A 14,960-nucleotide genomic window follows, 5' to 3' on the forward strand; every position below is an offset into this window, starting at 1 on the left:
GGCGCCACAGCCCCGGCGGGCACGCCGTCCCGCCATTTGAGCGGTCTGCTTTCCAACCAGTGAGACCCTCCTAACGCGACAGTCGCCCCGCCGGGGCGGGCGCGCCGGGGCTGGCCGTAGGGTGAGCGCGTGCCGAGCTTCGCCACCGTGCCCGTTCTCGCGGTTTTGGTCTGCCACAACGGGGAAGCCTGGCTGCCGCTGGCTTTGTCCGCGTTGCGCCGCAGCGGTCCGCGCCCCCGCCACGTGCTCGCGGTGGACACCGGTTCCACCGACCGCACCCCGCTGCTGCTGGCCGAAGCCGCCGATCCGGAGGCCGCGGTCGGCGGTGAGGGCCCGATCCTCGACGGGGTGCTCACACTCACGGGTGAGACGGGGTTCGCCGAAGCCGTCGCCGCCGCGGTGTCCCACGCCACGGACCGCTGGGGCGACCCGGGTTCCTGGCTCTGGCTGCTGCACGACGACTGCGCACCCGAACCGGACTGCCTGGACCGGCTGCTGCGCGCGGCCGAAACCTCGCCGTCGGCCGGGGTCCTCGGCCCGATTTCGGTCGACTGGACCGATCCGCGGCTGATCACCGAAGCCGGTCTGGCCACCGACGCCTCCGGGCACCGGCAGTCGGTGGCGGGTGAGCTGGAGCACCGGCCGGAGCAGAGCACCGAGGTGCTCGCCGTGCCCAGCGCCGGGGTGCTGGTGCGCCGGGAGCTGTGGACCGAGCTAGGTGGTTTCGACCCGGAAATCCCGTTGCTGCGCGAGGACATCGATTTCGGCTGGCGGGCGAACGCGGCGGGCAGCGTGGTGCTCTCCGTGCCGTCCGCGCGCCTGCGGCACGTCCGCGCGCTGGCCACCGGGCAGCGGACGGCGCACGCCGTGCCCGGTTCGCTCGCCGCCGCCGATCGCGCGCTGGGCCTGCGGACCTTCCTGGTGAACTGCGCGGCCCCGGCGTTCTGGTGGGGACTGCCGCGGCTGCTGCTGCTCTGCCTGCTGCGCGGATTGGGCTTCGCCTTGCTGCGGCGGGGGAATCGCGCCGCCGCGGAATTCCGGGCAATCGGTTACCTCGCCGGTGGGCGGGCAGGACTGCGAGCGGCACGCCGGGCGAGGGCCGGGCACCGCGGTTCCGTGCGCGGGTTGCTGATCGGCCGGTTCGCCCGGCTCCGCAACGCCACCCGGGGTTTGGTGCTGTCGTTGATCAGGCGGCGGGTGGCGAGCGAGGCCGCGCTGGGGCGGTTACCCGAAACCACCGCAGCCGAAACCGCCTGGATTCCACCGGAGGCGATGGGCGGCCCGGCCGGGCACCGCCGTCCGGTCGGACCGGACGCGCTGCCCGCCGGGGCCCGCAGCCCGGGGCGCTCGCTGGTGTCCGGGCTGCGGCGGCCCGCCGGGGTGGTCGCGGTCGAACTGCCGGAGGAACCCGCCGGGGAACCGGAGCGGCCACGGCCGTCGCCGGGTCCGGAGGAGACGCCGCGCGAACTCGTTTTCGTCGAGGTGAACCGGCGCCGCATCCTCGCCGCGACCGTGTTGTCGCCGCCGGTGGTGCTCTTCGTCGTGCTCACCGCGATCGCGCTGGCGACCAACGCCGGCCGGCTGGGTTCCGACCTGGCCGGTGGGCAGCTGCTGCCGGTCGGCGGGCTGGGGCAGCTGTGGTCGGAGTACCTGGCCTCGTGGCACGCCGTCGGCGGCGGCACGGCGGCCGCGGCCCCGCCGACGCTGGCCGTGCTCGGTGTGCTCGGCGCGGTGTTCCAGCCGGTCGGCGGACCGGCCACGCTGGTCGCGCTGGTGCTGCTGCTCGAAGCGCCGATCGCGGCGCTGCTCGCCTACGCGGTGACCCGGCGGCTGCGGGTGCACCGCTGGGCCCGCGCCGCGGTGGCCGCCGGTTACGGGCTGCTGCCGCCGGCGACCGCGGGGGTGGCGCAGGGGCGGCTGGACGTGGTCGGCGCGCACCTGCTGCTGCCGGTGGTGATCGCCGGGGTGGCCGCCGTGCTGACCGCCGAGCGCCGCGCGTGGCTGCACACCTCCGTGCTGTGCGCGCTCGGGCTGGCCGTGTTCGGCGCGTTCTCCCCGCTCGGCCACGCGCTCGCGCTGGTCGGCCTGGTGGTCGCGTTCGTGGTGCTGCCCGCGCCGGGATTGCTGCTGCGGCGGGCGGCGTCCGTGGTGATCGTGGTGTTCCTGCCGTTGCTGCTGCTCCTGCCGTGGCCCGCGGTGCTGGTGCGGTACCCGGGGTTCCTGCTGCACGGGCTGGGCGCGCCCGGCGGGGCGCAGCCCGGGTCCGGTGAGCTGTTCGGGCTGGCGCCCGGCGGGCCGGGGGCCTGGCCGGTCGGCGTGGTGGTGCTGGCGGCGGCGTTGATGGCGGTGATCCTGCGGCCGACCCCGCGGGCGGTGCCGGGCTTGCTGGTGGCCGCGCTGGGCGCCGCCGGGGTGGTGCTGGTGCGTTCGGTGGAGGTGGCGGCCACGCCCGGCGGGGTGCTGCTGCCCGGTTTCGCCGGGGTGCCGCTGCTGGTGGCCGGGGCCGGGCTGCTGTGGGCGGTGCTCGCGGCGTGCGAGCGGACCACCGCGCCGGGGGCGGCCTGGCTGCCGAAGGCGGCGGCCGCCGGCGGGGTGGTGCTGCTGGCCGTGCTGGCCACCGGGGCCGTGGTGGCCGGGCGGGGTGGACCGCTGACCGCGGGTGGTGGCCTCCGGCTGGCGGATCCGCTGACCGGTGAACTGGCGCAGACGCAGCGGTCGGTGGTGGTGCTGGCCGGTGGCGGGGAACCGGCGCGGCAGGTGGCCGGGCGGCTGCCCGCCTACGGTGACGACGACCTGGTGCCGGTCACCGGTGCCGCCGAACGGCTCGCCGACTGGCAGGTGAACCTGCTCAGCGGGGTGCGGGAGCCGGTGCAGGAGGCGGTGGCGGGCATGGCCGCCGACGGGGTGCTGTTCGTGGTGCTGCCGCCGGGCGTGGACAGCGCGCCGATGCTGGCCATCGCCGAGGAGCAGCTGGCCCCGGCGCCCCCGGCCGCGGACGGGCGGCAGGTGCTGCGGCTGACCGCGGTGGGCGGGCCGGTGGTGCTGATCTCCCCGGAGCTGGCGCACCGGGCGGTGAACGGCCGTCCACCGGAGCTCCAGTCGGCCGAAGCGGTGCCGTCCCCGGTGGCCGGGACCGCGGTGGTGGACGCGGTGCCGCCGGAGGTCCGGGTGCGGGTGTCCGACGGCCCGGCCGGGCGCCTGCTGGTCCTCGCCGCCGACGAAGAACCCGGCTGGCGGGCCACGGTCAACGGTGAACGGGCGGCGATCGTGCGGGCCTGGGGCCACCAGGTCGCGGTCGCGGTCCCGACGCGGCAGGCGGACGTCTTCGTCGAGTACTCGGCCGGTGGGCGGAACGCGCTGCTCCTGGTGCAGGTCGCCGCCCTGCTGTTCGCGGCGCTGACCGCGGTACCGGGCAGGCGGGACGAGTCACCTTCGAAGCCGGGATGAGGCCGGCGCCGGGCGAGCCGCACGGCCTGGCCGGTCGCCTCGGTGCCGGCGGAGGTCAGTCGCCTTCGATGACGTCCGGTTCGACGCCCAGGTAGCCGGCGACCTGCTCGACCAGCACGTCGTGCACCAGCTCGGCGAGTTCCGCCGGGTCCTTCGCGCGGGCCTCCAGCGGCCGCCGGTACAGCACGATCCGCGCGCGCGTGGGCATGCCCGCCCGGTCCACCCCGGCCGGCACCAGCCGCGACAGCGGCACCGAGCCGTCGTGCAGCACGCCCTCGGTGTTCACCGGACGGCCGTTGCGCCGCACCTCCGGCACGTCGTCGACGGCCACGTCCAGCTTCGTCAGCTCGTGCCGCCAGCGGGCCTCGATCGGCTCCAGCGCGTCCAGGACCAGCGCGTCGAACTTCTCCGCCCGGCTCGAAGCCGCGGGCAGGGACGCCGGGTACAGGGGCCCGCGCAGACCACGCCCGTGCCGGTCCCGGCGCAGGCGTTGCTGCTGTCGGAAACCACGAGCCATCGCCACGCAACGAAGGGTACGCGCCCCCGTGGTCGAGGCGAGAATCCGCCTCACCGGTGCGCCTGCGCGATGTGGCGCGTGTTAAGCGCTATCGTCTGACCTTGTGCCGAGCGTACGAAAGTGTTCGCGGACAGGGTGCCTGGAGCCCGCTGTCGCCACGCTGACCTACGCCTACAGCGACTCGACCGCTGTCGTGGGACCGTTGGCGACGGCCTCCGAGCCGCACTCCTATGACCTGTGCGAGGAGCACGCCCTGCGGCTGACCGCGCCGAGGGGCTGGGAGGTCGTGCGCCACGAGGGCGGCTTCGCCGCACCGCAACCCTCGGGCGACGAGCTGACCGCACTCGCCGAAGCCGTCCGGGAAGCCGGCCGCCCCGACCGGCAGGCCAAGCCACCGGAGCCGGAGGCGCCGTCCGGGCGCCGCGGCCACCTCCGGGTCCTCCCGGACCCCATCAAGCGCTGATCCACCACCCGTTCATTCAGTACCTGCATCCACCGTCATACCTCGCCGGTAGGCTTTCCGACGCGCGTCGAGCGCACCAGCCGTCGTCGAAACCACCGGGAGAGGGCGTGTCAGACCTGTCGGCCATCGTGAAGGCCTACGACATCCGAGGCGTTGTCGGGGAACAGCTGAACGCCGAGCTCGTCCGGGACTTCGGGGCCGCGTTCGCCCTGCTCGTGAAGCTGGACGCCCCCACGGCCGTGGTCATCGGCCACGACATGCGCGAGTCCTCACCCGGCCTGGCCGCGGCCTTCGCCGACGGCATCACCTCGCAGGGCCTCGACGTGATCAACATCGGCCTGGCCAGCACCGACCAGCTGTACTTCGCGTCGGGCTCGCTGAACCTGCCCGGCGCGATGTTCACCGCCAGCCACAACCCGGCCAGGTACAACGGCATCAAGCTGTGCCGGGCCGGGGCCGCCCCGGTGGGGCAGGACTCCGGCCTGGCCGAGATCCGCGACACGGTGACCCAGGGCGTGCCCGAGTTCGCCGGGCAGCGCGGCACGGTGACCGAACGCGACGTGCTCTCCGACTACGCCGCCCACCTGCGGAAACTGGTCGACCTGTCGGCCAACCGGCGGCTGAAGGTGGTGGTGGACGCGGGCAACGGCATGGGCGGGCACACCGTGCCGACCGTGTTCGACGGCCTGCCGATCGAGCTGGTGCCGATGTACTTCGAGCTGGACGGCAGCTTCCCCAACCACGAGGCCAACCCGCTCGACCCGAAGAACCTGGTCGACCTCCAGGCCAGGGTCCGCGAGACCGGGGCCGACGCCGGTCTGGCCTTCGACGGCGACGCCGACCGCTGCTTCGTGGTCGACGAGCGCGGTGAGCCGGTTTCGCCGAGCGCGGTGACCGCGCTGGTGGCCGTGCGCGAACTGGCCAAGGAGCCGGGCGCCACCATCATCCACAACCTGATCACCTCGCAGGCGGTGCCGGAGATCGTGCGCGAGCACGGCGGCGAGCCGGTGCGGACCAGGGTCGGGCACTCGTTCATCAAGCAGGAGATGGCCAACACCGGCGCGATCTTCGGCGGCGAGCACTCCGCGCACTACTACTTCCGCGACTTCTGGAAGGCCGACACCGGCATGCTGGCCGCGCTGCACGTGCTGGCCGCGCTCGGCGAGCAGGACGGCCCGCTGTCCGAGCTGACCGCCCAGTACTCGCGGTACGCCGCCTCCGGCGAGATCAACTCGACGGTGGACGACCAGGTCGCCCGCCAGGTCGCGGTCAAGGACGCCTTCTCCGGGCGCAACGGCGCGCTGGTCGACGAGCTGGACGGGCTGACCGTGCGCCTCGGTGACGGCAGCTGGTTCAACCTGCGCGCGTCGAACACCGAGCCGCTGCTGCGCCTGAACGTCGAGGCGCCGGACGAGCGGGCCGTCCGTGCCCTGACCGATGAGGTTCTGGCGATAGTTCGTGATTGAGGCGAGGGGAATCACGGACCTCGCGGTGGTAAGGAGGAACCATGGCCGTAACGCTTGACGAGCAGCTGCTCGAGATCCTGGCTTGTCCGTCGGAGGATCACGCCCCGTTGCGGCCGGGTTCCCCGGACGACCCCGAGGCCGACGCGCTCACCTGCACCTCGTGTGGCCGGGTGTACCCGGTCCGCGACGGCATCCCCGTGCTCCTGCTCGACGAGGCCGTCGAGCGGGCCGAGAAAGATCCCGCTTCCGATGGTGATTGACGACACGCTCATCGACGACCCGTCGAGACTGGCCGACGTCGACTCGGCCGGTCTGCTCCGCGCCACCGCGATGGCCGGGGCGCAGGTCCGCGCCACCCGCGAGGCGGCTGCCGAGATCGGCCTGGCCGACCGGCTGGACGTCGGCCGGCCGCGGGCGCTGGTGCTGCTGGCCCGGCCGGGGGTGGGCCGCACGGTGACCAGCGTGCTGGCCGCGCTGCTCACCCCGACCTGCCCGGTGCCGATCGTGGTCAGCGAGGTGGTGCCGTCCTGGATCGGCGCGCTCGACGTGGTGCTCGCGCACACCGAGCAGGCCGACGACCGGGAGCTGGCCGTCTCGCTGGAACGCGCCGCCCGCTTCGGCGCCACCGTGGTGCTCTCCGCGCCGCCGGACGGCCCGGTGGCCGCCGCGGTGTCCGGCCGCGGGCTGCTGCTCGCGCCGCGCGTGCCGGTGCCGCCCGAGCTGTCCTTCCCGCGGGCGCTGGCGGCGGGCCTGCTCACCGCGAACGCGCTGGGCCTGCTGGTCGCCGACGTGGCCGCGCTGGCCGACCAGCTCGACGCCGAGGCCGAACGCGACCAGCCCAACCACGAGTCGTTCGTCAACCCGGCCAAGGCGCTGGCGCTGCGGCTGGCCGACCGCACCCCGCTGCTGTGGGGGCTGGACCCGGTGGCGCTGGCCGTGGCCGGGCACGCCGCGCACTCGTTCGCCGCGCATTCGGCGATGGTCTGCGACGTGGCCGACTACCACCAGGCGCTGGCCAGGCCGGCGCTGCACCGCGCGGCGGTCGGCAGCACCACCGAGCGCGACATCTTCGCCGACCCGGAGGAGGGCGGGCTGCCGCAGCCGAGGGTGCTGCTGCTCTCGCTGCGGTCCGGGCCGGGTGCCGAAGCCGCCCGCCACCAGGCGGAGGACATGCTCGCCGGGGTCGACGTGCTCGTCCCCGCCGAGGAGATCGACGCCGACGAGCCCGCCAGGGCGGCGGTGCTCGCGCTGCGGTTCGAGCTGGCCGCGGTCTACCTCGGGCTGGCGGCGGGCAGCATCGGCGGAGCAGGCCGCTACACGTCCGCGACCGCGTGAGTGGCCCCGAAGACATATCCGCGCCGGGCGAAACCCGGCCGACGTTGGTGACCAGGTCGCCGAGGAGTTGAGAGCAGTGGAGCTGCTGCGCAATGCCGTGCGGCCCTACGCATGGGGATCGAGGACGACCATCCCCGAGCTGCTGGGCCGTCCGGTGCCCGCCCCGCACCCCGAAGCCGAACTCTGGATGGGGGCGCACCCCGGCGACCCGTCGAAGGTCGTCGGGCCGGACGGCGTCGAGCGCAGCCTGCTCGAGCTGGTCGAGGCCGACCCGGTGGCCCAGCTCGGCGACCGGTGCGCCGGGCGGTGGGGCAACCGGCTGCCGTTCCTGCTGAAGATCCTGGCCGCCGAGGAACCGCTGTCGATGCAGGCGCACCCGTCGGCCGACCAGGCCGCCGAGGGCTACGCCCGCGAGGAGGCGGCGGGCATCCCGCGTGACGCGGCCAACCGGAACTACCCGGACCCGACCGCGAAGCCGGAGCTGGTCTGCGCGCTCACCGAGTTCCACGCGCTGGCCGGGTTCCGCGACCCGGCGCGCACGGTCAAGCTGCTCAACGCGATCGAGACGCCCGGCCTGGCGAAGTACACCAGCCTGCTCGCCGCGCAACCGGACTCCGCCGGGCTGCGGGCGCTGTTCACCACGTGGATCACGCTGCCGCAGGCCACGCTGGACGAGCTGCTGCCCGAGGTGCTGGACGCCTGCGTGCTGCACGTCAAGGACCACGGCGAGTTCAACACCGAGTGCCGGACCATCCTGGAGCTGGGCGAGGCGCACCCGCGGGACGCCGGGGTGCTGGCCGCGCTGCTGCTGAACCGGCTGGTGCTGCGGGCCGGTGAGGCGATCTACCTGCCCGCCGGCAACCTGCACCTGTACCTGCACGGCACGGCCGTGGAGATCCTGGCGAACTCGGACAACATCCTGCGCTGCGGGCTGACCCCGAAGCACGTGGACGTGCCGGAGCTGCTGCGCGTGGTCGACTTCGCCGCGGTCGAGATGCCGGTGCTCAAGGGCGAGCCGGGCAGCTGCGGTTCGGTGTACCGGACCGACACCCCGGAGTTCGAGCTGTCCAGGGTCGAGTGGACGGCGAGCGACCGGGACCCGGTGGTCGCCGACTGCACCGGCCCGCAGATCCTGCTGTGCACCGAGGGCGCGTTCCGGGTGCTGGCCGAGGACGGCCGGGAGCTGGAGCTGGGCCGGGGGCAGTCGATCTGGCTGGCCGCGGCCGATCCGGCGGTGCGCATCACCCCGCTCGGCGACGCGCCGGCGCAGTTGTTCCGGGCGACCGCGGGCACCTGCTGAACCTGGGTGCGGCACGACCACCCAACCGCCGGGAGATCGGCTTAGCCTGGACGGCATGAATCCGCTGGGACAGTTCCTCCGGGCCCGCCGCGCGCAGACCCGGCCGGAGGACGCCGGACTGGAGCCGGGGCCGCGGCGGCGGGTGAGCGGCCTCCGCCGCGAAGAGGTCGCGTTGCTCGCGGGCGTGAGCACGGACTACTACATCCGGCTGGAGCAGGGGCGCGAGCGCAATCCGTCGGCGCAGGTGCTGGACGCGCTGGCGCAGGCGCTGGACCTGGACGAGGAAGCGGCGGCGCACCTGCACCGGGTGGCGCGGCCGGTGCCGCGCCGCCGTCCGGTCGCCGACCGGGTCAGCCAGAACCTGCTGCGCAGCATGGCCGCCTGGCCGGACACCCCGGCCGTGGTGCTCGGGCCGTACCTGGAGGTGCTGGCGCACAACGCGCTGGGTGGTGCGTTGTTCGCCGGGCACCGGTACAGCGACGACCTGCTGCGCCTGGTTTTCCTGGACCCGGACGGCCGCACGTTCTACCCGGAGTGGGAGCGGGTGGCGGTGAACACCGTCGGCGCCCTGCGCGCGGCCGCGACCGACCACGACGACCCGCGGCTGATCGAGGTGGTCGGGGAGCTCTCGGTGAAGAGCGCGGAGTTCCGGCGGTTGTGGGCCCGGCACGACGTGCGGCAGAAGACGCAGGAGCGGAAGCGGTTCCGGCATCCGCTGGTGGGGGAACTGGTGCTGGAGTACGAAAGCTTGACGGTGAATGCGGCGCCGGGGCAGCAATTGGTGATCTATCAGGCGGAGGCGGGGAGTGCTTCGGAGGAGGGGTTGAAATTGCTGGGTAGTCTGGCGGCTTGACTGGGGGTCCATCCCGGTTTTTATTGTGTGGTTGGCTGTGGGCCGGGATGGGGAAGGGGAAGTGTGGATGGGGCTGGTTTTCCGGCCCGGCCGCCGGTTTCTTGTGGTGGCGGCTGGTGGTGTTGGGCAGCCGGTTGTTTCCCCGTCTGGCGGTAGGTTTCCTGGTGGGTGGCCGGTTTGGTTCCCCGGTTGTCGGAGGGGTTGGGGTCTTCTTGTTTCCCGGCGCCAGTGAGTTCGGGCGGCGGTTTGTTGCCCGGCTGCTGGTTTGTTCTCCGGGTTTCGGTGAGGGGGCGGAATGGTCGTTCGGCTCCGGTTGCGGGTGAGCCGGGGCCGTTTTGATTTCCCGGTACCGGTGGGTTCCCGATTCGGCGGGGTGGGGGTGCCGGTTTGGTGCCGGGGGCCGGTGGGTGTGGCTGGCCTGGTCGCCCGGCCGTTGTCAGGGAGTGACGAGTCGGTTACGCTGTGCATTGTGCCTTAACCCTCGGACGAAGTGGACAGATCGGAAAGCTTCCGCGACTTCCGCGCCCTACCGGGCGCGCCGGGGTGAACTGGCTCTAGGCTGCAACCCGACAATTCGGGTCGACGCTCCAGGGGGCAGTGGTGGCAGCTAGTGGCGGGACCAAGGCGATTCTGGCGGCGTTGTTCGCCAACGCCGGCATCGCGACGGCCAAGTTCGTCGGATTCCTGATCACCGGTTCGTCGTCGATGCTGGCCGAGTCGGTGCACTCGGTCGCCGACACCTCCAACCAGGGCCTGCTGCTGCTCGGGCAGAAGACCTCCCGGCGCAAGGCCACCAAGGAGCACCCGTTCGGGTTCGGCCGCGACCGGTACTTCTACTCGTTCATCGTCGCGCTGATGCTGTTCACCCTCGGCTCGGCGTTCGCCCTGTACGAGGGCATCCACAAGGTGACCCACCCGGAGGAACTGACCTCGCCGCTGGTCGCGGTCGGCATCCTGGTGGTGGCCATCGCGCTGGAGAGCTACAGCTTCTACACCGCGATCGTCGAGTCGAAGAAGATCAAGGGCGACGCCACGTGGTGGGGCTTCATCCGCCAGTCGCGCACGCCGGAGCTGCCGGTGGTGCTGCTGGAGGACGCCGGTGCGTTGTTCGGCCTGGTGCTGGCCCTGCTGGGCGTCGGCCTGTCGGTGCTCACCGGTGACCCGGTCTGGGACGGCGTCGGCACCATCTGCATCGGGGTGCTGCTCGGCATCATCGCGATCATCCTGATCATCGAGATGAAGAGCCTGCTGATCGGCGAGGGCGCCACCGACAAGGAACTGCGCACCATCGAGGACGAGCTGGCCGCGGGCAAGGTCGAGCGCGTCATCCACATCCGCACCCAGTACATCGGGCCGGAGGAGCTGCTGGTCGCGGCGAAGCTGGCCATGCGCCCCGGCCTGGAACTCGCCGAGGTCGCCCAGGCCATCGACGACGCGGAGCAACGCGTGCGGGCGAAGGTGCCGTCGGCGCGGCTGATGTACCTGGAGCCGGACCTCGACCGCAACCTGGCCGAAAGGCACTGACCTGCGGTTCTGTGCCCGAGCGGCGATCCGCGGTGGCGACCATTAGGGTGAATCCCCGAACTGGCACCCCCGAGGAGGTCGACGTTGCCCGGCACGGGTTTGTGGCGCACGAAGACGGTGGAGCAGTCCATCGCGGACACCGACGAGCCGGATACCAAGCTGCGGAGAAACCTCAGCTCCTGGGACCTGACGGTGTTCGGGGTCGCGGTGGTCATCGGCGCGGGCATCTTCACGCTCACCGCCCGCACCGCGGGTGACTTCGCCGGTCCCTCGGTTTCGGTGGCCTTCGTGCTCGCCGCGATCGCCTGCGCGCTGGCCGCGCTGTGCTACGCCGAGTTCGCCTCGACGGTGCCGGTGGCGGGCAGCGCGTACACGTTCTCCTACGCCACCTTCGGCGAGTTCATGGCCTGGATCATCGGCTGGGACCTGGTGCTGGAGCTGGCGGTCGGCGCGGCCGCGGTGTCCAAGGGCTGGTCGGTCTACCTGGAGACGGTGCTCGGCTACCTCTTCGGCGAGGGCACCCGGACCACCTTCCAGCTCGGCGGCGTGACCGTCGACTGGGGGGCGCTGCTGCTGGTGGTGGCGCTGGCCACGGTGCTGACGCTGGGCACGAAGCTGTCCTCGCGGGTGTCGATGGTGATCACCGGCATCAAGGTCGCCGTGGTGCTCTTCGTCGTCGTGCTCGGGTTCTTCTACATCAAGGGCTCGAACTACACCCCGTTCGTGCCGCCGTCGCAGCCGGGCGGGGACACCACCGGCGGGGTGGAGCAGTCGCTGTTCTCCGCGCTGCTCGGCAGCGAGGGCAGCAGCTTCGGCGCGTTCGGCCTGCTGGCCGGGGCCTCGCTGGTGTTCTTCGCGTTCATCGGCTTCGACATCGTGGCCACCACCGCGGAGGAGACGAAGAACCCGCAGAAGTCGGTGCCGCGCGGCATCTTCGGCTCGCTCGCCATCGTCACCGTGCTGTACGTGGCGGTTTCGCTGGTGATCGTCGGCATGGTGTCCTACACCGAACTGGCCAGCGGCACGAAGCCGGACGGCAGCCCCGACCGCAAGACGCTCGCCTCGGCCTTCTCCGCGAACGGCGTCGACTGGGCGGCGAACGTCATCTCCATCGGCGCGCTGGCCGGGCTGACCACCGTGGTGATGGTGCTGATGCTGGGGCAGATCCGGGTCATCTACGCGATGTCGCGCGACGGGCTGATGCCGCGCCCGCTGGCCAAGACCGGTGGCCGCGGCACGCCGAAGAACGCCACCCTGGTGGTCGGCCTGCTGGTCGCCGTGGCGGCCACCTTCTTCCCGGCGGACAAGCTGGAGGAGATGGTGAACGTGGGCACGCTCTTCGCGTTCATCCTGGTCTCGGCCGGCGTGATCGTGCTGCGCCGGACCCGGCCGGACCTGCCGCGGGCGTTCCGGGTGCCGTGGGTGCCGGTGATCCCGATCGCGGCGATCATCGCCTGCCTGTGGCTGATGCTGAACCTGACCGTGCTGACCTGGCTGCGCTTCCTCGCCTGGATGGCGCTGGGCGTGGTGGTCTACTTCGTCTACAGCCGCCGCCACTCACTGCTCGGGAAGCGGATGAAGGAGGAGGCCACCGCGTCCCCGCTGCCGGTGGACGGCGCCGACCCGAAGCAGTAGGCCCGCTCAGTTGGGGGAGTGGCGCAGGTCGAGCCGGAACCGGGGGCGTTCCACCGGCGGCAGGTCGCCGAACAGCGGGAACTGCTCGGCGGCCGGGCGCATCGGCTTGCCGGGGCGCTCCAGGCCCGCGGCGGCGGCCACCGCCCGGTCCCACTCCGGGTCCGCCAGGTAGTCCGCGTGCCGGCACACCCCGGGCGCCCACCGGTGCCCGGGGGACGGGGCCCGCAGCGGGTCCGGCAGCCAGTGGTCCCCGCCGAGCACCACGGCGCCGGTGTCCCCGCAGCCCGCGGGCTCGAGCGGGCCGACCGTGCCGTCCGGCAGGTAACCGACGCCGTGCAACTGGCCGTCCTTGATGTGGTGCCGCCAGGTGGTCACGCCGCCGCCGAAGGTGTCGGTGCCCCGGCTCAGCCCGCGCCACCGCCCGTCCAGCTGGCCGAACAACCGCGCCAGCGCCTGGTGCGGCAGCACCGCCGGGAAGGCGCGCTGGTAACCCCACTGCAGCGGGGACCCGGCGGTCAGCACCCCGACCCGCGACCGGTCGGCCTCCGGCAGCTCGCGCATCAGCCGCGCCGCGGTCACCACGGCGAGCAGCCCGCCGAGGTTGTACCCGGCGAGCACCACGCGCGTGTTCGGTTCCTCCAGGTGCAGCCGCACGCGGGCGGCCAGCTCCGGGACCACCTTCAGCGCGTAACAGGGCGGCACGGTCGGGTGCGCCGCCCGCGGCCAGAAGCAGACGAGGTCGGCCAGCGCCCCGAGGTGCCTGCTGCGTTCCGGGCTGGTCGCCGCGGTGTAGACCACCCGCAGCAGACCGGCGGCCAGCGCACCCAGCGCGAACACCCCCAGCGCCGACAGCGGGTCCAGCCAGGTCGGCAGCGGCAGGTCGCCGACGCGCACGGTGAGCAGCGCCAGCGTGGCCGCCGACATGACCAGCGTCACGGCCAGCACGAGTTGGTGCAGCCGCCGCCGTTCCCAGGCGGAGCGGGCCCACGCCGCTGCCGCTTCCTCGCAGTCCTCCGGCTTGTCCTGGAGCATTTCCACCACTTCGGGCACACCGCGCTTGCGCAACCGCCGCGGCACCGCCCCGGCGAAGCCGACCACCGCCAGCACGGCGGCCACCACGATGCCCACGCCCCAGACCATGGTCAGCAGCGTGTACCCGCGCGGCAGCACCAGGTCTTCGGCACCGAGCAGCTCACGGGCGGCGATCGCGACCCCGGCACCGAAGCCGCCGCCGATCAGCCCGGCGAGCGCCAGCGCCGGGGCGGGCGCCCAGCCACCCATCCACGGCCGCAGCCGACGCGGGAGCGAGCGCCACGCCGGGCGGGACTGCAGCGCGGCCGGGACGAGCAGCAGCGCGAAGAGCACCACGACGGCGAGGAGCCCGCCGCCGATCACCTCGACCATGCCCTGCGTGCCGGGCAGCACCTGCGGGATCTCCCGCACCTGGACCACCACCGCGACCACCAGCGCCAGCCCGAGGCCGAGCACCAGCCGCTGCGTCCACCGGCCGATGCCGCGGGTGAGGAACCGCACGTCCAGCACCGCCACCAGGACCAGCCCCAGCGCGATCAGCCCGACGGCCACGCCCCACAGCACCGCGCCGAAGGCGTCGGACGGCGGCCGGAGCGGACCGCCGAGCGGCAGCAGCGCCACGCAGGCCAGCGCGGACAGCGTGTGCAGGCAGCGCAGCAGCGGCGTGTCGGGGGAGGTGCGCAGGTCGTCACCGGGCAGCGGCCCGCCCTCGGCGGTGATCGGCTTCGGCTGGGCCACCGCCCAGTTCGTCGAAGAGATCAGGTGCAGCAGGAAGATCAGCACCAGCAGCGGGAGCAGCCCGGCGGAGAGCCGGAGCACCGGGCTCTCCCGCGTCCACGACGGCGCCCAGTCGAGGCAGCCGGTGTTCGGCGCCAGGCACTGCGCGGCGAGCAGGTCGAGCGTGATCACCGCGACCTGGCTGACCAGCAGCATGGTCAACGCCAGCGCGGTGATCCGCAGCAGGCTCCGGCACACCGCGGCGAGCACCCGCGGGAAGCGGCGCCCGGGCACCGGCGGCAGCATCCAGTGCGCCACGTTGGCCAGGGAGAAGGGGAACAGCAGCGCCCAGGTGGCTTTGGCCACCCCGCCGGAGGTCATCCGGCTCCACAGGTAGCCCTCGATGATGCGCGGCACGGTCCGGCCGAGCGCGGGGAGCACCGGGCCGGGGGCCGGACGGCGGAGCCGATCGGCCGGGCGGGTGAACTGGCCGATGCCGTCGCCTGCCACGTCGACGGCGGCGGTCGCGTCGAGCAGGGCCTCGCCGGTGGTACCGACCAGGCCGGCCACGCGGATTTCCACCACGCGGGCGTCTGGACCGGGTAACGGCACCACGGGCTCCTCACTCTTCCTCAATCGTACGTCGAGAAAGACACGGTACTGTTCTGGCG

General features: G+C 73.2%; 11 protein-coding genes. 9 read left to right on the top strand and 2 right to left on the bottom strand.

Going from position 1 to position 14,960, the window contains the following annotated elements; all coding sequences use genetic code 11:
* Positions 1–129 precede the first annotated feature (129 nt).
* Positions 130–3,447 carry a glycosyltransferase gene (locus AC07EG_RS32975; protein ID WP_478257147.1) on the top strand — a complete coding sequence of 1,106 codons (3,318 nt, stop codon included), beginning with the start codon at positions 130–132 and terminating at the stop codon, positions 3,445–3,447.
* Between the two features lie 55 nt (positions 3,448–3,502).
* Here AC07EG_RS32975 and AC07EG_RS32980 read toward each other — a convergent pair whose 3' ends face one another.
* Positions 3,503–3,964 (bottom strand): metallopeptidase family protein, encoded by a 462-nt coding sequence (locus AC07EG_RS32980; protein ID WP_478257207.1) that lies wholly within the window; start codon positions 3,962–3,964, stop codon positions 3,503–3,505.
* Positions 3,965–4,067: 103 nt separating this feature from the next.
* Here AC07EG_RS32980 and AC07EG_RS32985 point away from each other — a divergent pair, with 103 nt between their 5' ends.
* The 8 genes from AC07EG_RS32985 (at position 4,068) to AC07EG_RS33020 (ending at position 12,540) form a co-directional block, all read left to right on the top strand.
* Complete coding sequence (locus AC07EG_RS32985) at positions 4,068–4,427, top strand: DUF3499 domain-containing protein (protein ID WP_478257148.1); 360 nt, start codon at positions 4,068–4,070, stop codon at positions 4,425–4,427.
* Between the two features lie 107 nt (positions 4,428–4,534).
* Complete coding sequence (locus AC07EG_RS32990) at positions 4,535–5,893, top strand: phosphomannomutase/phosphoglucomutase (RefSeq protein WP_478257149.1); 1,359 nt, start codon at positions 4,535–4,537, stop codon at positions 5,891–5,893.
* A 41-nt stretch (positions 5,894–5,934) separates the two neighbouring features.
* Positions 5,935–6,153, top strand: coding sequence for a Trm112 family protein (locus tag AC07EG_RS32995; RefSeq protein ID WP_478257150.1), 219 nt, complete (start codon positions 5,935–5,937; stop codon positions 6,151–6,153).
* Positions 6,143–7,228 (top strand): hypothetical protein, encoded by a 1,086-nt coding sequence (locus AC07EG_RS33000; protein ID WP_478257151.1) that lies wholly within the window; start codon positions 6,143–6,145, stop codon positions 7,226–7,228. Before AC07EG_RS32995 ends, AC07EG_RS33000 begins: the two co-directional genes overlap by 11 nt.
* 76 nt (positions 7,229–7,304) lie before the next feature.
* Positions 7,305–8,528, top strand: coding sequence for a mannose-6-phosphate isomerase, class I (gene manA / locus AC07EG_RS33005; RefSeq protein ID WP_478257208.1), 1,224 nt, complete (start codon positions 7,305–7,307; stop codon positions 8,526–8,528).
* 55 nt (positions 8,529–8,583) lie between these two features.
* A complete protein-coding gene (locus AC07EG_RS33010) occupies positions 8,584–9,381 on the top strand; it encodes a helix-turn-helix domain-containing protein (protein WP_478257152.1) in 798 nt (265 codons plus the stop codon).
* A gap of 600 nt (positions 9,382–9,981) precedes the next feature.
* Positions 9,982–10,905 carry a cation diffusion facilitator family transporter gene (locus tag AC07EG_RS33015; protein WP_478257153.1) on the top strand — a complete coding sequence of 308 codons (924 nt, stop codon included), beginning with the start codon at positions 9,982–9,984 and terminating at the stop codon, positions 10,903–10,905.
* Positions 10,906–10,989: 84 nt separating this feature from the next.
* Complete coding sequence (locus AC07EG_RS33020; protein ID WP_478257154.1) at positions 10,990–12,540, top strand: APC family permease; 1,551 nt, start codon at positions 10,990–10,992, stop codon at positions 12,538–12,540.
* Between the two features lie 6 nt (positions 12,541–12,546).
* Here the strand turns inward: AC07EG_RS33020 and AC07EG_RS33025 are convergent, their stop codons facing one another.
* Entirely contained in the window at positions 12,547–14,901 is a 2,355-nt protein-coding gene (locus AC07EG_RS33025; RefSeq protein WP_478257155.1) for a hypothetical protein, read from the bottom strand.
* Positions 14,902–14,960 lie beyond the last annotated feature (59 nt).

This window comes from Amycolatopsis sp. NPDC045836, assembly GCF_056431745.1.

What these genes read in the sequence shown, in the direction of transcription:
- AC07EG_RS32980 (WP_478257207.1), bottom strand. Translation starts at nt 3,964, where the DNA reads ATGGCTCGTGGTTTCCGACAGCAGCAACGCCTGCGCCGGGACCGGCAC.
- AC07EG_RS32995 (WP_478257150.1), top strand. Translation starts at nt 5,935, where the DNA reads ATGGCCGTAACGCTTGACGAGCAGCTGCTCGAGATCCTGGCTTGTCCG.
- AC07EG_RS33000 (WP_478257151.1), top strand. Translation starts at nt 6,143, where the DNA reads ATGGTGATTGACGACACGCTCATCGACGACCCGTCGAGACTGGCCGAC.
- AC07EG_RS33010 (WP_478257152.1), top strand. Translation starts at nt 8,584, where the DNA reads ATGAATCCGCTGGGACAGTTCCTCCGGGCCCGCCGCGCGCAGACCCGG.